Source organism: Streptomyces sp. NPDC020742 (genome assembly GCF_040641675.1).
Classification (GTDB): domain Bacteria; phylum Actinomycetota; class Actinomycetes; order Streptomycetales; family Streptomycetaceae; genus Streptomyces.
Map to the genome: position 1 here is coordinate 328,665 of NZ_JBFAEA010000006.1, position 20,535 is coordinate 349,199.

The following is a 20,535-nucleotide window of genomic DNA, read 5'->3' on the forward strand; positions in this document are numbered from 1 at the left end:
GCGGTAAAAGGGAGGAAGCGTCTCGTGAGCAGCAGGCCATCCCGAGGCGCTGCTCGCCTCGCAGCCATACTCGACGCTCTTCCCGACGCGCTGCTGCTGGTGAACTGCAACGGCACGGTCGTCAACGCCAACACCATCGCCCTGGAGACGTTCGAGGCGCCGGGTACCGCGCTGGTCGGGCGCGGGCTTCTCGATCTGCTGCCGTCGTTCGACTCCAAGCGGATCCCGGGCTCCATGCGGCGCCGGGACGAGGAGGTCGAGGGGCGGACCAAGCCGACGCGGATGGTCGCGCGGCGCACCGACGGCACCGAGCTGCTGGTCGAGGTGACCAGCGCCAACCTGGAGGACGGGCGCACCCCGTACGAGTCCGCCTTCGAGGCCGCGTACGCCGATCACCGCAACGGCTATACGGGCGACGAGCTGCTGATGCTGGTGGTCCGCGATCTGACCGGGACGCTGGACACCGAGACCGAGCTGGCCCGCCAGCAGCGGCAGACCGAGATGATCCTGCGGGCCGCGGCCGAGGGCGTGGTCGGGGTGGACGCCGAGGGCAAGGTCGTCCTGGTCAATCCGTCCGCGGCGCAGATCCTCGGCTACCGGGCCAGTGAGCTGGGCGGCAAGGAGCTGCATCCGCTGATCCACCACTCACGGGCGGACGGCGCGACGCTGCCGTGGGAGGACACTCCGCTGGCCGACACGCTCAAGTCCGGGCGCAAGCACCGGGTGCGCGGTCAGGTGTTGTGGGCCAAGGACGGGCGCTCGGTGGCGGTCGACCTGACCACGGCGCCGGTGCGGGACGGCGATCAGCTCGTCGGTGCGGTGATGACCTTCACCGACCGGCGCCCCCTGGACGCGCTGGTGGCGCGGCACGCGCAGTTGCTGGCCGTGCTGGAGCAGGCGCTGCGCGGGCCGCTGGAGGAGCTGAAGGGCGAGCTGGGCACGCTCGCCTCCGACCCGGCCGGCCAGCTGTGGCCCGAGGCGAACCAGATCCTGCACCACCTCGCGGCCGGCCACGCCCGGATGACGACGCTGGTGGACAACGTCCTGAGCTACCAGCGGCTGGACTCCGGCACGGAGAAGCTCAACCGCAAGAAGGTGTCGCTGGACGGCGTCGTCGCGGCGGGCGTCGAGGGCGCGATTGAGCTGATCGGGCCGGGGCGGGCGCAGTTCGCGGTGCACGCGCCGCCGATAGAGGCAGTGGTGGACGCGGAGCGGATCGCGCAGGCGCTGTCGCACCTGATCGCGGACGTCGCGGGCGTGGACTCCACGGGCCGGATGCCGGCGGGCCAGAGCGTGTCGGGCGCGGGCGGGCGCGGACCGATCCCCGGGGACTCCACGATCGTGGTGGCGGCGGCCAAGCGCGGCGATGTCGTACGGATCGAGGTGCGCGGGCCGTTCGGCGGTGGCGACCCGGTCCACGAGCCGATCGTCCGCGGGATCGTGCGGCGGCACGGCGGGCTGATGCAGACCCACGAGGTGCCGGGGGCGCCCGGCGGCGGTCCCGGCGCGGGCGGCAGCGCGTACGTGCTGGAGCTGCCGGTGGGGATGGACGGTGCGCCCGCGGAGAGCGCGGAGCAGCCGACCGGCAACGAGACGACCGTGATGCCGGTGCCGACCGCCCGTGCACGGGGCACCCAGGGCACCGCGGGCGGTCCCCGGCCGACCGGGGACAAGGGCGAGGAGGGCCACGGGCCCGGCGACGGCGGTACCGACGGGGCCGGTGCGTCCCTCGGTGACGGTACGGAGGGCGGTGTGACGCTGCCGGCCCAGGCGGGCGCGCAGCCCACCGGCCGCCGGCGCGCCCGGCACTCGGGCGCGGCACCGACCATGGACAACGGCCCGGCGGGCGGCGGTACGGACGGTGCCGGTGTGCCGCACGGTGCGCCGGCTGATGCCGCGCAGGGCGAGGCCGGTGACGGCGGGCCGGGCACGGACGGGACGGGGCTGCCGGCGGGCATGGCGGCGGCCGAGCCGGTCCCGGCGGCCGGCCGGCGACGGGCTCGGCAGGGCGCCCCGGAGGAGGGCGGGCCGCGTGCGCTGCCCGCCGGCCCGCAGCAGACGTCCGGCCCGCAGGCCGGCGCCCCGGCAGCCGAGGCCCAGGCGCCCGCTGCGGGCGCTGGGGGCGGGGCGCCGGAGCAGACCCCGGCCGCCGCCTCGGCGACTCCCGTTCAGGCCCGTCCGCAGGTTCCGGGGCAGTCCGCTCCGGGGCAGCCGCAGGGCCTGGGGCCCGTGCAGCCAGCCGGACGACGGGCGCGCCGGGCACTGGCCGAGGCGCCCGAGCGCACCGCGCAGGGCGAGCGGACCCCGGCGCCGGCGGCGGCCGGTGCCCAGCAGTCACGCGGTGGCCAGCAGCCGGCCGGTGCGCGGACGGCCTTTGCGCTGCCGCCGGCCGCGGCGGACCGGGCCCCGCAGCCCGCGGAGTCGTCGCTGCCGGCGCTGCCCGCGGCCGGCGACCAGGTGCCCGCGCAGGCGGACGCCCCCCAGGACGGTGCCGGCACGGGACGCCGGCGAGCCCGGCGCCCGGTGGCCGGCGGCCCGGAGGCGGCGGCCGACTCCGCCGAGGCGCAGGCCGGTTGGGACGCCGAGCCGACCGGGCGGCGGCGGGCCCGACGGGCCGCGGCCGAGGAGCGCGCGGCGGCCGCGATGGCCGACGCCGAGTCCTCCGGCACCTTCGTCGCGGGGCCGGAGGGCCTGGTGGCCCAGCCGGCCGAGCCCGGCGTTCCGTCCGGCAGCACAGGGACGGGGTCCGGGCCGGCGCCCGCCATCGCCCCGGTGGGCCCGGAGGCGCCCCCGGCGCCGGGTGCGCAGGCGCCCGAGGCCCCCGCGCCCACCGGCCGGCGGCGTGGGCGCCCCAGCCCGGCCGAAGAGGCGGCGGGGCAGCCCGCCGTACCCGTTCAGGCCACCCCCCAGCGTCAGCCGCTGCCGCCCGCGGCCGACGACGACGCGAACGCCGCGGGCCGGGGGTTCAGCGTGCGCACGCTCGGCCAGGGCGTGCCGTTCGCCCAGCAGATCGTCGATCCGCAGCGTCCGCCGGCGCCCCCCGGCAGCACCCCGCCCGGTGGTACGTCCGCCGGTTCGGGCCGTCGCCGTAAGCTCGCCACGCCTCCGCAGGAGGGCGAGCGGCCGGCCGCCGGGGCCACGCCGGCCGAGGCGCGCCCGCACCCCGGCGCCGCACCGGCCGGCCAGCCGGACCGGCCCCAGCCGGCGGACCGGCAGCAGCCGCATCTGATGGACGCGAGCGAGGGCCGGGCCTTTGCGATCTCGGCGCCCGACGACGGCAGCGAGGGGCCGGAGCCGCTGGACGGGCCGAACGGCGCGGTAGAGGTGATGAACCGTCAGCCGATGCCGATGGATGATGAGTTGCCGCCGGAGCCGCTGGACAACCCGCGTCGGCTGCTGGTCTGGCCGGCGCCGGACGCCGCCACCCAGCAGGCGCTCAGCGACCGCGGCTACCGCCCGGTGATCGTCAACTCCCGGGAGGAGGTCGACGCGCAGATCGCGGCGTACCCCGCGGCGCTCTTCGTCGACCCGCTGACCGGGCCGATCACCCGTACCGCACTGCAGTCGCTGCGCCAGGCGGCGGGGGCGGCCGAGGTGCCGGTGCTGGTGACCGCCGGCCTGGGGCAGGCCACCCGGGAGGCGGCGTACGGCGCCGACCCCGCGGTGCTGCTCAAGGCGCTGGCCCCGCGCGACAGCGAGAACCATCCGCCGCGGGTCCTGCTGATCGAGCAGCAGGACGCCATCGCCGGCGCCCTGGTCACCTCGCTGGAGCGGCGGGGGATGCAGGTCGCACGGGCCGGCACGGACGCCGACGCGGTCACCCTGGCGTCGCAGATGCGGCCGAATCTCGTCGTGATGGACCTGATGCAGGTGCGCCGGCGGCGGGCCGGGATCGTCGACTGGCTGCGCGCCAACGGGCTGCTGGACCGCACCCCGCTGGTCGTCTACACCTCCGCCGACATGGACCCGGCGCAGCTGCCGCTGCTGGCGTCCGGCGAGACGGTGCTCTTCCTCGCGGAGCGCTCGACGAGCGCCGAGGTGCAGGCCCGGATCGTCGATCTGCTCGCCAAGATCGGTACGAACTGAGCCGAGGGCGCCGGGCGCGGCGGCGCCGAGGCGTTCGAGGACCGGCGGGACCGGGGCGTTCGAGGACTGGGGCGGGGCCGGGTGGGCGTGTGCTGCCCGCCCGGCCCCGCCGCTGCCGGCTCAGGCCAGCAGGGTCACATCCAACTCCCCGGCCGCGTACTGCTTGCGCAGCACCTTCTTGTCGAACTTGCCCACGCTGGTCTTGGGCACCGCCGGGATCACCGCCCACCGCTCCGGCAGCTGCCAGCGCGCGATCCGCTCACCGAGGAACGCCTTCAGCTCCTCGTAGCCAATGGTGGCGCCCTCGCGGAGCACCACCGTGGCCAGCGGCCGCTCGCCCCACTTGTCGTCCGGCACGGCGACCACCGCGGCCTCGGCGACGTGGGGGTGGGCCATCAGGTGGTTCTCCAACTCGACGGAGGAGATCCACTCCCCACCGGACTTGATGACGTCCTTGGCGCGGTCGGTCAGGGTCAGGTAGCCGTCGGGGGTGATGGTGCCGACGTCCCCGGTGCGCAGCCAGCCGTCGGGGCTGAACTTGTCGTCGGGGCACAGCGGTTCGCCCTGGGCACCGCCGTAGTAGGCGCCCGCGATCCAGGGGCCACGGACCTCCAGCTCGCCGGCCGCCCGCCCGTCGTGCGGCAGCCGCTCGCCGTCCGGGCCGATCAACCGGGCTTCGACGGAGGCGGGGAAGCGGCCCTGGGTGGCGCGGTAGGCCCACTCGTCCTCGCCGCTCGCCCCGGCCGGCGGGTGGGCGACGGAGCCCAGCGGGGAGGTCTCGGTCATGCCCCAGGCGTGCACCACACGGATGCCGTGCCGCTCCTCGAACCCGCGCATCAGGGACGGCGGACAGGCCGAGCCGCCGATGACGACCGTCTGCAGACAGGCAACATCACGCTGCCCGGCGTCGAGTTCGGCGAGCAGGCCCTGCCAGATGGTGGGGACGGCGGCGCCGATGGTGGGCCGTACGGTCTCGATCATCTCGGCGAGCGGGCCGGGCTGGAGGAAGCGGTCCGGCATCAGCACGGAGGCGCCGGACATGAAGGCGGCGTGCGGCAGGCCCCAGGCGTTCACGTGGAACATCGGCACGACGGGGAGGGTGATGTCCCGCGAGCTGAGCGCGAACGCCTCGGCGGTGTTCACCTGCAGCGAGTGCAGGTAGAGCGAACGGTGGCTGTACAGGACGCCCTTGGGCTCTCCGGTGGTGCCGGAGGTGTAACAGAGGGTCGCGGCCTCCCGCTCGTCGATCTCCGGCCAGTCGTAGCTCTCCGGCCGGCCGGAGATCAGCTCCTCGTAGTCGTGCACCCGGGCCCGCGCGCCCTGGAGGACGGAGGTGTCCCCGGGGCCGGCGACCACGATGTGCTCGACCTTCGGCAGCTGCGGCAGCAGCGGAGCCAGCAGGGGCAGCAGGCTGCCGTTGACCAGGACGACCCGGTCCTCGGCGTGGTTGACGATCCACACCAACTGCTCGGCGGGCAGCCGCAGGTTGAGGGTGTGCAGCACCGCGCCCAGGGAGGGGATCGCGAGGTAGGCCTCCATGTGCTCGGCGTTGTTCCACATGAGTGTCCCGACCCGCTCCTCGGCGGACACTGACAGCTCGTCGCGCAGGGCGTGGGCGAGTTGGGCGGCGCGGTTGCCGATCTCGGCGAAGGTGCGGCGATGGGGTTCCGGCTCGCCGGTCCACGTCGTCACGGTCGACTGTCCGTGAACCGTGCGCCCGTGCTCAAGAATCCGGCTGATCAGCAGGGGTACATCTTGCATGGTGCTGTACACAGAACCTCCCGAGGGTGCCGTCGCCGCATCGCGACCGGTGGGACGATTCTGCGCACATACCATGCGGTATGTCACTACCCGGCGGTAGCGCCACCCTTTTCGATGTCGGCCACGCGTCCGGTTCCCCACCCGGGGCGTATGCGGATCTCGTGATTCTCGGCCCCGGGACCGTGATGCACGAGGGCGACACGGCGTATGACGACCCGGCGGCCCGGCGACCGTGTGCCCGAATCCGCGTACGTCAACGCTGCGTACCGCGTGGATCCGCGGCCATGTCCGGACCCTCCCCATGTCCCCCCGACCGGAGACCGCTGGTCAGGGGGCGTCCCGCAGGCCGTTTGTCAGGGGCCGTCGTGCGGCGTGCGTGGCGGCCAGTGCGGCGCCAGGCCATTACGGGAAGGCCAGCCGTGGCCCTCATGGGAAGGTCGGTGCGGCGGCATCGCGACTGGCTTTTGGGCTTCACTGTCGCCGTAGACCGAGAAAATTCGCGCGGCTCCCGCAAACGCCGCCAGGATGAATGCGAAGACCGCGCAACCCAAAACCGTGTCTCCCGCACCAGGTTTCCCTTGGGCCCAGGTCACGATGTTGGCCGCACCCACGACCACATAGACATTGCACCACAGGAACAGGAGCCAAAAAGCGATCCGCCATATCTGGGCACCCGCTCCGTGAAGTCGCCGAAGCAGGAGCAGCCGACGCAGGACACCGATCCGCTTCGGGGGTGACAGCAACACCTTTCTCTGCGCATCCTCAACCGACTCATAGCATCTGTCCAACCACTCTTGGGCCACTCGGGAATCCATCCCCAACGGACCCAACAGCTGACGGGCCTGTATCCACGCGTGAATGAATTTCACCTCCGCCTGACCTATTTCCACTTGACGCCGAAGTTGGTGATCGAGACTCTTTTCCCTGCGGCGATCTTTTGCAAGGATGCCAAGGGCGCCCATTGCAGCCGTCAGCAAGGGCGCCACGAGTGGAACGACGGCCACGAGTATGTCTTTTCCCGTCATAGGCTTCATTCACCCGCTTGATGAAATGCATCCCATGTCAGCAAAACAAGGGCCGACAAGGCCACGTATCCAGCCTGCGCCTTCGCGTCGCTGAGAGCACGTCGAACGCCCCGCGGAGCCGGCGGTGGACCGCTGCGGGCCGGCCGGGGCGGCGGGGCCTGACCGCGGACCGCCCGCGGCTCACAGCTTCGGGTCGACGGTCGGTGCCACCGCCTGGAGGACCAGTACCGACAGGTCGTCCTCGACCGGGCCGGTGCCGAAGTCGTGCGCCGCGCGCCGTACGTGCTCGGCGAGCGCCTTGGCGCCCAGGCCCATGCCGTCCTTGAGGACCCCGATCAGACCGTCGTTGTCGTCCAACTGCCAGTTGCCGCAGCGCCGTTCGGTGACCCCGTCGGTCACGCACAGCAGCGTCTCGCCGGGGGCCAGGGCGAAGGTGCTGGCGTGGTACTCGGTGCCCTCGTCGATGCCGAGCAGCATCTGGGGATCGGCGGCCGGCTCGACGGTGCCGTCGACGAACAGGTGCAGCGGTGGGGGGTGGCCGGCGCTGGCGACCGTGCAGCGGGCCCCGGGGACGCCCGGGTCGACCTCCAGCTCACCGTAGAGCAGGCTCAGGAAGCGGGAGCCGGCCTGCTCGCCACCGAGCTCCAGGGCCTCCGCGCTCTCCTCGGCCATCGCCAGGTTCAGCCGGCCCAGGACCGATTCCACCCCGTGGCCCTCGCGGGCCAGCAGCCGTACGAGGTGCCGGGCCAGACCGGTCACCGACATCGCCTCGGGGTCCTTGCCCTGGACGTCGCCGAGCAGGAAGCACCACCGGCGGTCGCCCATCGGGAAGACGTCGTAGAAGTCGCCGCCCACGGTCTGGCCCTCGCCGTGCGGCTCGTAGACGATCGCGGTGTCCACACCGACGATGCTGGCCAGCGAGGCGGGCAGCTGACGGCGCTGGAGGGCCAGGCTGATGCTGGTCTGCCGGGTGTACTGGCGGGCGGTGAGGACGGCCTGTGCGACCCGGCGGGCCACGTCCTCGACCATCCGCACCACGGTGTCGGTCATCCGGAGCTGACCGGCCCGGCCGAGCAGCAGGATGCCCAGGTCGGTGTCCCGGGTGACCAGGGGGAAGGCGAGCGCGGAACCGCCCCCAGGGGTGGCGCCGGCGGTCTCCGGCCAGGGCCAGGGGGTGCCGGCGGTGCGGACCATGTCGGTGGGCGGGTCGCGCTCCAGGTCGGCGCGGAGCGGGGTGATCCGCCGCTCGTCGACGTGCCAGACGCGGGAGAGCTGCATCCCGCCGCCCTCGCAGGTCAGCCAGATCGCGCACCAGTCGGCGAGCCGGGGGACCAGCAGCTGGGCGGCGAGCGCGGTGACCATGTCCTGGTCGAGCTGCCCGGCCAGCAGTTCGCTGGTCTCGGCGAGGAAGGAGGGGCCGCCGCGGTCGGCCCATTCGGCGGCGTGCCCGAGCACCCGGCCGCCGCCGGTCACCGGGTGGGCCATGCGGACCGGCGGTTCGGACCGGCGCTCGGGGGTGGCGGGGCGGGGCCGGCCCTCGGTGCCCTCCAGGCGGAACCAGACCGTCTTGACCGCCGGCCGGTAGGTGACACCCCAGGACTCCGCCAGCGCGCTCACCAGCTGGAGGCCGTAGCCTGGCTCGCCGGTACGGGCGTCCACTCCACCGCGTACGCCCCGGGAGGGGTGCCGGTCGGAGACCTCCACCACCACTCCGACCGTGGCCCGGTCCTCGCCCGCCTCGGAGCCGGGGGGCGGACCGTGCTCGATCCGGCAGGTCACGTCGATGTCGGTGCCCGCGTACATCACGGCGTTGGTGACCAGCTCGCTGGTGAGCAGCACCGCGGTGTGGATGAGCTCTGAGCTGATCGCCGCCACCCCGGGGCCGGCCGTGGCGGGCGGGGCCGCCGCGCGTTCGGTGAGCAGTGCGCGCACGAATTTGCGCGCCCCGGAGGCTGCGAGCTGATTGGCGGGCAGGCCCTTTCGGGACACGGATTCGGTCGCGTACGGGGAGGACAGCGGTACCACTGCGCCCCCTGAAGATGCCGGGAAAATCTCGTTACGGGCGCTTTATACTATGTCATATCCAGCCAAGTTGATCACTTTCCTGACATAGGCCTCTCCGTCACGATCACTGGGGGGATGGTGCGCCATGGCTCTCGATCCGAACCGGCCCGAGCCTGCCCCGTCGCCCCCCACCCCGGGGGCATCGGAGCCGGCCGGGACCACCGACCCGCCCGCGACGCTGGGGACTCCCGTGCCGCCGGGGACTCCCCCGCCGCAGCCCGCCGGCGGTGACCAGTGGGTCCGGACCAGCGAGCTCCGGCCGCTGCTCGCCGCGATGAACGCCCTGCGTGACGGCGACTTCACCACCAGCGCGGTGGTCTCACCGGACGGCAGCGGGGCGGACGGGGTGCTGGCCGACATGGTCAGCGCCTTCAACCAGGTCGTGGCGCGCAACGCCCATCTCGCCTCCGAGCTCCAGCGCGTCCGCGGCGAGATCATCCGCCAGGGCCGGCTGGACGAACGGATCTCCGCGAGCCCCGGCCAGGGCACCTGGACCACGAACATCGACGCGGCCAACACCGTCCTGGAGGCGCTGGTCGTCCCGCTCGCCAAGGCCACCCGGGTGCTGGACGCGGTGGCCGGCGGCGATCTGACCCAGCACGTCGATCTGCACGACGGCAGCCGTGAGCTCCGCGGCGATCTGCGCCGGCTGGGCAACGGGGTGAACCGCATGGTCGACCAGCTGTCGCTGTTCACCGGCGAGGTCACCCGGGTCGCCCGCGAGGTCGGCACCGAGGGCCGGCTCGGCGGCCGGGCCAAGGTCCAGGGGCTCTCGGGCGACTGGCTGCATGTGACCGAGGCGGTCAACACCATGGCGTCGCGGCTGACCGCGCAGGTCCGGGACATCGCCGTGGTGACCACGGCGGTGGCGACCGGCGACCTGACCCAGCAGGTGACGGTCGAGGCGACCGGGGAGCTGCTGGAGCTGAAGATGACCGTCAACAAGATGGTCGACCAGCTGCGGGCGTTCGCCGACGAGGTCACCCGGGTGGCCCGCGAGGTCGGCACCGAGGGGCAGCTGGGCGGCCGGGCGCAGGTCAGGGGCGTCTCCGGGGTCTGGAAGGACCTCACCGACAACGTCAACTTCATGGCGTCCAACCTGACCTGGCAGGTCCGCAACATCGCCCAGGTGACCACCGCGGTGGCCAACGGCGACCTGAGCCAGAAGATCACCGTGGACGCCCGAGGGGAGATCCTGGAGCTGAAGTCGACCATCAACACCATGGTCGACCAACTCTCCGCGTTCGCCGACGAGGTCACCCGCGTCGCCCGCGAGGTCGGCACCGAGGGGCGGCTCGGCGGCCGGGCCCAGGTCAGGGACGTCTCCGGGGTCTGGAAGGACCTCACCGAGAGCGTCAACTTCATGGCCGACAACCTGACGTCCCAGGTCCGCAACATCGCCCTGGTCGCCACCGCGGTCGCCGAGGGCGACCTCGGCAAGAAGATCACCGTCGAGGCGAAGGGCGAGATCCTGGAGCTGAAGTCGACCATCAACACCATGGTCGACCAACTCTCCGCCTTCGCCGACGAGGTCACCCGGGTCGCCCGCGAGGTCGGCACCGAGGGCAACCTCGGCGGCCAGGCCCAGGTCAGAGGCGTCTCCGGGGTCTGGAAGGACCTCACCGACAACGTCAACTCGATGGCGCTGAACCTGACCTCGCAGGTCCGCAACATCGCCCAGGTGACCACCGCGGTGGCCAACGGCGACCTGTCGAAGAAGATCGACGTCGACGCCCGCGGCGAGATCCTGGAGCTCAAGGAAACCGTCAACACCATGGTCCAACAGCTGCGGGCGTTCGCCGACGAGGTCACCCGGGTCGCCCGCGAGGTCGGCACCGAGGGCCGGCTCGGCGGCCGGGCCCAGGTCCACGGCGTATCGGGCGTCTGGAAGAACCTCACCGACAACGTCAACTTCATGGCCGACAACCTGACCTCGCAGGTCCGCAACATCGCCCAGGTCGCCACCGCGGTCGCCAAGGGCGACCTGTCGAAGAAGATCGACGTCGACGCCCGCGGCGAGATCCTCGAACTGAAGACGACCATCAACACGATGGTCGACACCCTCTCCTCCTTCTCCTCCGAGGTGACCCGCGTCGCCCGCGAGGTCGGCAGCGAGGGCCAGCTGGGCGGCCAGGCCCGGGTCGAGGGCGTCTACGGCACCTGGAAGCGGCTGACCACCAGCGTCAACGAGCTGGCGCTGAACCTGACGACGCAGGTCCGCGCGATCGCCGAGGTGGCCAGCGCGGTCACCCAGGGCGATATGTCCGGCTCGATCACGGTGGACGCACAGGGCGAGGTCGCGGCCCTGAAGAACAACGTCAACCTGATGGTCGCCAACCTCCGCGAGACCACCCGGGCCAAGGACTGGCTGGAGTCCAACCTGGCCCGTATCGCCAGCCTGATGCAGGGCCACCGCGACCTGGTCGAGGTCGCCGACCTGATCCTGCGCGAGCTGACCCCGCTGGTGAACGCGCAGTTCGGCGCCTTCTTCCTGGCTGAGGCGGGCGCCGAGCCGGGCGAGGGCCTGGAGCTGATCGCCGGCTACGGCACCGGGCAGCCGGAGGGCCGCCGCTCGCTGCCGCGGCTACGGCTGGGCACCCCCGGCTGGGGGCTGATCACCCAGGCCGCGATGGAGAAGAAGCGGATCGTGGTCGACGCCGTGCCGCCCGACTACATCACCATCAGCTCCGGGCTCGGCGCCGCCGCCCCCGCCAGCATCGTCATCTACCCGATCCTCTTCGAGGACCAGGTGCTGGGCGTCATCGAGCTGGCCTCCGTCAGCCGCTTCAGCGACGTCCACCTCGCCTTCATCGACCAGTTCGTGAACACCATCGGTGTCTCCATCAACACCATCATCGCCAACTCCCGTACCGAGGCCCTGCTGTCGGAGTCCCAGCGGCTGACCGCCGAGCTGCGCCAGCGCTCCGACGAGCTGCAGCTGACCAACGCCGAGCTGGAGGAGAAGGCCGCACTGCTGGCCACCTCCTCCCAGTACAAGTCGGAGTTCCTGGCGAACATGTCGCACGAGCTGCGCACCCCGCTCAACTCCCTGCTGGTGCTCTCCCGACTGCTCGCCGACAACCCCGACGGCCGGCTCTCCCCACAGGAGGTGGAGTTCGCCGTCACCATCCACCGCGCCGGCTCCGACCTCCTCCAGCTGATCAACGACATCCTCGACCTGTCGAAGATCGAGGCCGGCCGGATGGACGTGCACCCCAAGCCGCTCCCGCTCATCAAGCTCCTCGACTACGTCCGGGCGACGTTCAAGCCACTCACCGTCGACCGCGGCCTCACCTTCGACATCAAGGTCGGCGACGACGTCCCCAAGGAGCTCTACTCCGACGAGCAGCGCCTCCAGCAGATCCTGCGCAACCTGCTCTCCAACGCGGTCAAGTTCACCTCCACGGGCGGGGTGGAGCTCATCGTCCAGCGGGTCCCGGGCGGCCACTTCGAGGAGGATTCGCTGCGCACCGCCGACGATGTCATCGCGCTCTCCGTGAAGGACACCGGCATCGGCATCCCGCCCGAGAAGCTCGACGGCATCTTCGAGGCGTTCCAGCAGTCCGACGGCACCACCAACCGCAAGTACGGCGGCACCGGCCTGGGCCTGTCGATCAGCCGGGACATGGCGGCGCTGCTCGGCGGCCGGATCACCGCCGAGAGCGAGCCCGACGTCGGCTCGACGTTCACGCTGTACGTGCCCGCCCGCTACACCGCCCCGCTCCCGTCGCCCAGCCCCGCCGCGCCGGGCCGCCCCTCGGATGGCACCGCCCAGCCCACCCCCGCGGCCACGGCCCCCCGTCCGATCCTCGCCGAACAGCTCTCCACCCGGCCCGCCGCGCACACCGCCGCGGCCGACCGGGGCGCGATCAGCGGCGATGTCTTCAGCAGCGAGGAGGACGAGGAGTCGGCGCCGCGCAGCGGGTCCCGCTCCGCCGACGGCGGCGACGTCACCTGGCCCGAGACCACCCGGCTCAAGGACTGGCTCAGCGGACGCCCCGGGCAGGTGCTGGCCGACCGCCGGATCCTGATCGTCGACGACGACATCCGCAATGTCTTCGCGCTCACGCATGTGCTCGGACGGATCGGCATCCGCGTGAAGTACGCCGAGAACGGCCGCGAGGGCCTGGAGGTCCTCGACCGGACACCGGACGTGTCCCTGGTGCTGATGGACATCATGATGCCCGAGATGGACGGATACGAGATGATCAAGGCGATCCGTCAGACCCCCCGGTTCGCGGACCTGCCGGTGATCGCCCTCACCGCCAAGGCCATGCCGGGCGACCGCGAGAAGGCCATCGAGAGCGGGGTCAGCGACTACATCCCCAAGCCGGTGGACGTGGATCGCCTGCTGTCGGTGATCTGCCGCCTGCTGGACCCCGAAGACTCCACTCCGTATCCACAGCCCGACCTCTCCGAGGAGGCCGGTTCGGGCGCCGGGGCGGGCACCGGCCCCGACGACCAGGGAACGGGAGGGCAGCAGCGATGACCACCGCATCGGACACCGCCGGCATCCTCATCGTCGACGACATGGAGGAGAACCTCGTCGCCCTGGAAGCCGTCCTCGGCTCGCTCTCCCACCGTGTGGTGCGCGCCCGGTCCGGCGAGGAAGCCCTCAAGGCCATGCTCCGCGAGGAGTTCGCCGTGGTGCTCATCGACGTCCTCATGCCGGGCATGAACGGGTTCGAGACCGCGGCCAACATCAAGGGCCTGGACCAGACGAAGGACGTGCCGATCATCCTGCTGACGGGCGCCTCGGTCGATCCCAACTACGCCTACCGCGGCTACACGGTCGGCGCCGCCGACTTCCTCATCAAGCCGTTCGACCCCTGGCTGCTGCGCACCAAGGTGAACGTCTTCCTGGAACTGCACCGCAAGAACCAGCAACTGGCCGCCCAGGCCGATCAGTTGAAACGACTGCTCACCTCGGAGAACCGGCCCGGCGGGGAGCCGGCGGGCACCGCCCCCGGGGGGCCCCGGGGGGCCCAGGAGGGCGAGGAACCGGCGACCGTCGCTTCGGGCACCCCAGAGGCCGGGCCCGGCGAGGAGAGGCGCCTGACCGACATCACCGCCCAACTCGCCGAACTGGAACTGCTGTTGCGCGACGCTCGGGGCACCGACCAGTCGAACCTCGCCGACCGGGTCGCCGAACTGGAACGGTCCGTGGGGCGGCTGATGACGAGCCGGGGCGGGTAGTAGGCGCCGGGCCGGGGAACGGGGGCGGAAACGGGGCGGGCAGGTGCTGGCCCGGGGAACCGGGATGGGTGGGTGCTGGCCCGGGGAACCGGGATGGGTGGGTGCTGGCCGGGACAGACGGGCGCTGGCCCGGGGAATCGGGGCGGGTAGGTACTGGCCCGGGACGGGCAGGTGCTGGCCCGGGCCTAGCCGCGGCCCCGTCCGCCCCGGAAGCGGCCTCGGCCCGGGCGCTCCGGTGGGCGGGGGATGTACGGCAGCCGGTCGCGGGTCTCGCTCGTACGGCTCCAGGCGCGGCTCAGCGCCGGGCGGACATGGGTGAGGTCCGTGCGCGGCGCCCGGGCCTCGTCGAACTCGGCCGGGTCCTGGCCCGCGACCGCCATCAGGTCCAGCAGCATCCGCTCCGCCAGATCCGGCTCCAGCTGGACCCCCACCCCTTCGGAGCCCCAGCGCAGCACCAGCTCCGCGGCCCGGGTCAGCCCCTCGTCGGTGGCGGTCGGGAACGCCAGGGCCAGCGAGGCCCGGACGATCTCCACTGCGCTCTCGGCCTGCATCACACGCCGTCCTCTCCCCCGGAGCTACCCGACCCCACCCGCCGCGCCCTCACGGCTTCCGGGCCACACACACCACACACAGCCCGACCAGTGCCGCCGGGCGCATATGGATGAGCGTGGCATCCTGCGCCTGGCGCAGGCACTCGTGCCGGTCGAGCTTGGCGAACTGCTGGGTGCTCATGGTGTCCCTGATGATGACTTCCCAGTGGTCCTGCGCCTTGACCCAGTCGTTGCGGTGAGCGATCCGTACGAAGGCGTCGACGAAGACCTGCTCCGCCAGCGTCCCGTGGAAGTAGCTGCCCAGGAAGTGGATCCGGGACGGCGGCCGGAGCCGGGCACCCCAGCTGCGCCGCTGGAACAGGGTGCTGGTCGCCATCGACTTCACGCTCTGGATCCGGGTGGCGATCACATGGCCGGCGACCCCACCGAGCACCGCCGGTACGGCCAGCCAGCCGATCACCGATGCCAGCCACAGCAGGGTGTGCCGGGGCGCGTCGATGAGGGTGAAGGTCCGGTACACCTCGCTGGGGCTCGCCGCGCGCGCGGCGAAGACGTACAGCACGGTGATCACGGCGGCGAACGGCAGCCCCCAGTCGATGATCCACTGCGTCAGCCCGGCCAGGGCCTTCCGGGAGCGCCACAGCCGGCGCAGCCTCCCCAGGGGGCGGGTCGGCGGCAACGCCAGGTCCAGGGGTATCGGGATCGGGTTGTTCAACTGCGCCCCCGTCGGCTCGCTCGGGCGACCGGACCCCGCCCCGGTCACCGCGCCTGTGCACCACGGACGAGTCTAGGGAACCGGACCCTGCGTCATGCCCAATTCCTGCTTTCCGGGCGGTCGTTGCCGATCCACTGCGGGGTGCGGGTGGTGCTGGCGTGGTCGGGGCAGGCATCTGGCGCGGGGCGGGGGCGGGGTGCGATGTGGCTCGAGGCACGCGCGGGGTGCGGGGCGGCCCGAGGCTCGCGGGGCGGCCCCGGGAGCGCGGCGCGGCCCCGGGAGCGCGGCGCGGGCCCGAGGAACGCGGCGCGGCCCCGGGAGCGCGGCGCGGGCCCGAGGAACGCGGGGCGGGTCGGTCAGGCCGGGTCCCAGGTGACCGGGAGGCGGTGCACGCCGTAGATGTTCATGTCGGTGCGCAGGGGTATTTCCGCCGGGGGCACGGCCAGGCGCAGCGAAGGGAAGCGGGTGAGGAGGGCGGGGAGGGCCACCCGCATCTCCACCCGGGCCAGTTGCTGGCCGAGGCACTGGTGGATGCCGTGGCCGAAGCCCAGATGGCCGGTGGCCCTGCGGTGGAGGTCGAGGGTGTCGGGGTCGGGGAAGGCCTCGGGGTCGCGGTTGGCGGCCTCGACCGAGAGGACGACCGACTCTCCGGACGAGATGCGCCGGCCGTCCACTTCGACGTCCTCCAGCGCCACCCGCACCATGGTGTGGGCGACGGTCAGATAGCGCATCAGCTCTTCGACGGCCCGGTCGGCGAGGTCCGGTTCGTTGCGCAGCGCGGCGGCCTGCGCGGGGTTGCTCAGCAGGGCGAAGGTCCCGTGGGCGAGCATATTGGCGGTGGTGTCGAGGCCGGCGACGAGCAGGAAGGTGCCGAGGCCGCTGAGTTCCTCGTCGCTGAGGTCGGAGTCCCGGGCCAGGTCGCCGAGCAGGTCGTCGGTGGGTTCGGCGCGCTTGGCGAGGACCAGCCCGTGCAGGTACTCCTGCAGCGCCTGGTAGGCGGCGGCCTGTTCCGCGGGCGGCACGCCCATGGTCATCAGGGTGGCGGCATGCCGGTGGAAGGTGTCGCGGTCGGCGTACGGCACCCCCAGCAGTTCGCAGATCATCAGCGCCGGGACGGGCTGGGCGAACGCCGTCACCAGGTCGGCCCCAGGGCCGTTGCGCTCCATGACGTCCAGGTGCTCGGCGGTGATCTGCTCGACGCGTGCGGTGAGTTGGCGCATCCGGCGGACCGTGAACTTGCCCATGAGCAGCCGCCGGTAGCGGGTGTGCTCGGGGGCGTCGATACCGGTCATGTCGCCGACCGGTGCCGGCGGCAGGCCGCCCTCGGGGCCGCTGGGGAAGGGGTAGTGCATCAGCTCGTAGCGTGAGCTGAAGCGGGAGTCGGCCAGGATCGCGCGGACGGTGCGGTGGCCGGTGGCCAGCCAGCCCAGGTGCCCGTCGGGGTAGCGCAGCCGGCTGAGCGGGTGCTCCGCGCGGAGCCGCGTCAGGCCCTGGGGCGGATCGAAGGGGCAGCCCGCGGCGCGGGTGCTCGGCAGTTGGGTCGTCGGGGCCGGATCGGTGTGCACGGAATCGGTAGGGCCGGAATCGGTGCGCACGGAGCCGGCGTGCGGGCAGTCAGCCTGCGGGGAGGCAGTGTGCACGGAGTCTGCGTGCGGGGAGTCGGCGTGCGGGGAGTGGGTTTCCCTGGAAGCGGGGCGGGTCGATGGTTCGTGCTGCATGGTGTCCTCCGGTGTGAAGTGACGTACGGAGCGAGGTACCGGGCGCGGCGTGCAGGGCGTGGCGTGCGGTTCGGGGCGCGCCCCGTCCGGGGCACGGCCGAGGGGTCCACGCGGCGAGCGGGCAGGCCGATGGGGCGAGCGGCAAGCAGCCAGGCCGGTGGGGCGAGCGGCGAGCGGCCAGGCCGGTGGGCCGGCACGGCGGCGTACGAGGGACCGTGACGTACGGGGGCACGGGGTGCGGCGGGCCGAGACGGCTGGCCGGTGCTCCGGGCCACCGGCCAGCGGGTTTCGATGCGGCGAGGCGGCCAACGGTTGCCGGTACGGGGGGCGGCCAGCGGGTGCCCGTGTGGCTGGCCGGCCAGCGGGTGCCCGTGTGGCGGGCCGGCCAGCGGGTGCCGGTACGGGGGGCCGGCCAGCGGGTGCCGGTCGGTGGGCCGGCTAGCGGGTGCCGGTGCGGTGGAAGGCCCGGCGGGCCCAGAGGTAGCCGGTCAGGGCGAGGCCGAGGCACCAGGCGAGGGCCAGGTAGCCGCTGTTGCCTATGCCGGTGCCCAGCAGCAGACCGCGCAGGGTCTCGATGACCGGGGTGAAGGGCTGGTACTCGGCGAACCAGCGCAGCCCCGACGGCATGGACTCCGGCGGCACGATGGCACTGCCCAGGAAGGGCAGGAACGTCAGCGGCATGGGCAGGTTGCTCGCCGACTCGGGCGTCTTGGCCACCAGGCCCATCCCGGCCGCTAGCCAGGTCAGTGCCAGGGTGAGCAGGGTGAGGAGGCCGATGGCGGCGAGCCATTCGACGGCCGTGGCATCGGGCCGGAAGCCCATGGCCAGGGCGACGCCGATGACCAGCGCGATACCCACCAGGGTCTGTAGGACGCTGCCGACGACATGGCCGGTCAGAAAGGCGGCGCGGGAGATCGCCATCGTACGGAAGCGGTTGACGATGCCCTCGGTCATATCGACGCAGATGCTCACCGCGGTGGCCAGCGCCCCGGAGGTCGCGGCCATCAGGATGATGCCGGGGGCGACATAGTCGATGTAGGCCCCGTCACCCTTGGGCTGGCCGGCGATTCCGCTGCCCAGGGCGCCACCGAACACGTAGTTGAACAACAGCAGGATGACGACCGGCATGGCGACGACGGAGAACGTCAAGGAGGGGTAGCGCAGTGCGTGCTTCACATTGCGCCGCAGCATCGTCGCCGCGTCCCGGGCCGCGAAGGACAGGGTGCTCATCGGGCGTTCTCCTTCTGCTGGCCGGACCGGCCGGTGAGGGTGAGGAAGACGTCGTCGAGGCCGGGGGTGTGCACAGTGAGCGACTCGGCCTCGATCTCCACCGTGTCCAGGGCCTCGAGCACGGACCGCAGGGCGGGGATGCTGCCGTCACTGGGGATGTGCAGGGCCAGCGCCTCACCGTCGCGGGCCGCATGGCCGAAGAGGTCGGCGGCCGAGGCCAGGCCGCGCTCGTCGGCGAACCGGAGGCGGATGTGGCCGCCGGGGGTCAGGCGCTTGAGCTCGTCTGCGGTGCCCTCGGCGACCAGCTGCCCGCGGTCCAGTACGGCGATCCGGTCGGCGAGTTGATCGGCCTCCTCCAGGTACTGCGTGGTCAGGAAGATGGTGACGCCGTGGTCGGCGACCAGGCTGCGGATGATCTCCCACATCGTGCGCCGACTGCGGGGATCGAGTCCGGTGGTCGGCTCGTCGAGGAAGATGATGCGGGGCCGGCCGACCAGGGTCATCGCGAGGTCGAGCTTGCGGCGCATGCCGCCGGAGAAGGTACTGGCCGACTGTGCGGCCACCGCGGTCAGTTCGAACCGGTGCAGCAGCTCGTGCACACGGCGGCGGCCCTCGCGGCGGGGCAGGTGGTGCAGGTCCGCCATCAACAGGAGGTTCTCCTCAGCGGTGAGGAGGTTGTCCACGGCGGCGAACTGGCCGGTGACGCCGATCGCGGCGCGTACCGCATCGGCCTCCCGGACCAGGTCGTGGCCCGCGAGCCGGGCCCGGCCGGCGTCGGCGGGGAGGAGGGTGGAGAGGATCTGCACGGTGGTGGTCTTGCCGGCGCCGTTGGGCCCGAGCAGGGCGAACACCGTGCCCTCGGGGATGTGCAGGTCGATGCCGTCCAGGACGGTCTTGTCGCCGTAGGACTTGCGGAGGCCTTCGGCGGTGATCGCCGCGGCGGTGGTCGCCGGTGCGGCGGCGGTGGATGCTGCGGTCATGGCGGTGAACTTCCCCCTAAGGTATGGCGGTTCATCTCTCTCGGTTTCCGTGCGGCGGTGCAGGTGCTCATCGGTGCTCGGTCGTTGCTCGGTGAGGGCTCGGTGGGTGGTCGGTACGGCCCGGTGGGGGCGGCGGTAGGGCCGGGCGGGGGTTCGGTAGAGCCCCGATGGGGCACGGTGGGGCACGGTGGGTGGTTGGTACGCGCCCGGTGGGCGGTTGGTACGTGGCCGGTGGCGCGGAGGGGAGGCCCGGGGAGGGCGGGCCAGGCCTGCCTGCCGGGCCGTCAGGCGCGGCGGATGATGATGTCGCCGAGGGCGGTACGGGCGCGCACCTCGACGGTCTCGTCGGAGGCTTCGGGCCCGTCGGCCGAACCGAGGGAGTTGTGTACAGCGCCAAGCTTGGTGCGTACGTCGAGCCAGGCGGCGGCGTGCTCCCGGATACCGACCTCGATATCACCGGCCGCCACCTCCAGGGCGACCCGGCCGCGGGCGACCTCGCCGACCCGGATGTCACCGTTGGCGGACCTGGCGTCGACATCGGCGTGGGCGACACCGACCGAGATCTGGCCGTTGGCGGAGTTGGACCGCAGGTTGCCGTGGACCTCGCCGAGCACGGTCTCGCCATTGCTGTTCTTGACCGTCGCGGTGCCGCCGATCTCCCGGACGTCGATCCGGCCCCCCGCCGTGACTTCGGCCTCGCCGGTGACCCGGTCCACGCGGATGATGCCGTGGTCGGTGCGCAGCTTCACCGTGCTCGCCTCGTCCAGCCGGACGGCCCCGACCGAGATCTTCAGCCGGCAGTCGCCGAAACGCCCTTCGCAGGTGTAGTCCGCCACGGGTGAGGTGCCCTGGATGTCCGAGCCGGCCGGCAGCTCGATGGTCACCGCGATGGAGCCGTTCATACCGAACAGCGAGCGCTTCTTGGGGCCCTTCACCGTCAACTGACCGCCGGACAGGGTGACATCGGTCTGCTGCGCGGCCTTCACATCGGCGCCCTCGGCACCGTTGGCCGGCTGCACCTCGACCACGGTGTCGGTGCGCTCGGTCGCGATGATCCGGGCGGAACCGACGTCGAATTCCAGGATCACGGAGATCGGGTTGGGAGTGTCGAAATGTGGCATGGCTGTGCCGTCCTTATGGCTGTGGTCTGCGTTCCCGCTGGTCGGGCGGGTGTGGAAGAAGAGCTGTGGTGCGGAGGAAGAGCTCGGG

General features: G+C 72.5%; 12 protein-coding genes. 3 read left to right on the top strand and 9 right to left on the bottom strand.

Annotated elements, in window-relative coordinates:
* The first annotated feature begins 24 nt into the window (after positions 1-24).
* A complete protein-coding gene (locus AB0G84_RS14680) occupies positions 25-4,086 on the top strand; it encodes a PAS domain-containing protein (RefSeq protein ID WP_361319836.1) in 4,062 nt (1,353 codons plus the stop codon).
* 120 nt (positions 4,087-4,206) lie between these two features.
* Here AB0G84_RS14680 and AB0G84_RS14685 read toward each other — a convergent pair whose 3' ends face one another.
* From AB0G84_RS14685 to AB0G84_RS14695, 3 genes are all read right to left on the bottom strand, one after another.
* Complete coding sequence (locus tag AB0G84_RS14685; protein ID WP_361319839.1) at positions 4,207-5,859, bottom strand: long-chain fatty acid--CoA ligase; 1,653 nt, start codon at positions 5,857-5,859, stop codon at positions 4,207-4,209.
* A 341-nt stretch (positions 5,860-6,200) separates the two neighbouring features.
* The gene (locus AB0G84_RS14690; protein WP_361319841.1) at positions 6,201-6,872 is read right to left on the bottom strand and encodes a hypothetical protein; all 672 of its coding nucleotides are present in this window, start codon (positions 6,870-6,872) and stop codon (positions 6,201-6,203) included.
* Between the two features lie 180 nt (positions 6,873-7,052).
* Positions 7,053-8,861, bottom strand: coding sequence for a SpoIIE family protein phosphatase (locus AB0G84_RS14695; RefSeq protein ID WP_361319844.1), 1,809 nt, complete (start codon positions 8,859-8,861; stop codon positions 7,053-7,055).
* A 349-nt stretch (positions 8,862-9,210) separates the two neighbouring features.
* Here AB0G84_RS14695 and AB0G84_RS14700 point away from each other — a divergent pair, with 349 nt between their 5' ends.
* On the top strand, positions 9,211-13,425 hold the full coding sequence (locus AB0G84_RS14700) for a HAMP domain-containing protein (protein WP_361319977.1): 4,215 nt from the start codon (positions 9,211-9,213) through the stop codon (positions 13,423-13,425).
* Positions 13,422-14,132 carry a response regulator gene (locus AB0G84_RS14705; RefSeq protein ID WP_361319847.1) on the top strand — a complete coding sequence of 237 codons (711 nt, stop codon included), beginning with the start codon at positions 13,422-13,424 and terminating at the stop codon, positions 14,130-14,132. Before AB0G84_RS14700 ends, AB0G84_RS14705 begins: the two co-directional genes overlap by 4 nt.
* Before the next feature lie 185 nt (positions 14,133-14,317).
* On the opposite strand, the gene AB0G84_RS14710 is transcribed toward AB0G84_RS14705, so the two are convergent.
* The 6 genes from AB0G84_RS14710 to AB0G84_RS14735 form a co-directional block, all read right to left on the bottom strand.
* Positions 14,318-14,683, bottom strand: a complete 366-nt coding sequence (locus tag AB0G84_RS14710; RefSeq protein ID WP_361319850.1) for a hypothetical protein — start codon at positions 14,681-14,683, stop codon at positions 14,318-14,320.
* 49 nt (positions 14,684-14,732) lie between these two features.
* On the bottom strand, positions 14,733-15,398 hold the full coding sequence (locus AB0G84_RS14715; RefSeq protein ID WP_361319853.1) for a DUF6313 family protein: 666 nt from the start codon (positions 15,396-15,398) through the stop codon (positions 14,733-14,735).
* A gap of 356 nt (positions 15,399-15,754) precedes the next feature.
* Entirely contained in the window at positions 15,755-16,993 is a 1,239-nt protein-coding gene (locus tag AB0G84_RS14720) for a cytochrome P450 (RefSeq protein WP_361319856.1), read from the bottom strand.
* A 561-nt stretch (positions 16,994-17,554) separates the two neighbouring features.
* Positions 17,555-18,346 carry an ABC transporter permease gene (locus tag AB0G84_RS14725; RefSeq protein ID WP_361319859.1) on the bottom strand — a complete coding sequence of 264 codons (792 nt, stop codon included), beginning with the start codon at positions 18,344-18,346 and terminating at the stop codon, positions 17,555-17,557.
* Positions 18,343-19,326, bottom strand: a complete 984-nt coding sequence (locus AB0G84_RS14730) for an ATP-binding cassette domain-containing protein (RefSeq protein WP_361319862.1) — start codon at positions 19,324-19,326, stop codon at positions 18,343-18,345. The genes AB0G84_RS14725 and AB0G84_RS14730 overlap by 4 nt, the downstream gene beginning before the upstream one ends.
* Before the next feature lie 284 nt (positions 19,327-19,610).
* Positions 19,611-20,447, bottom strand: coding sequence for a DUF4097 family beta strand repeat-containing protein (locus tag AB0G84_RS14735; protein WP_361319865.1), 837 nt, complete (start codon positions 20,445-20,447; stop codon positions 19,611-19,613).
* Positions 20,448-20,535: the final 88 nt, after the last annotated feature.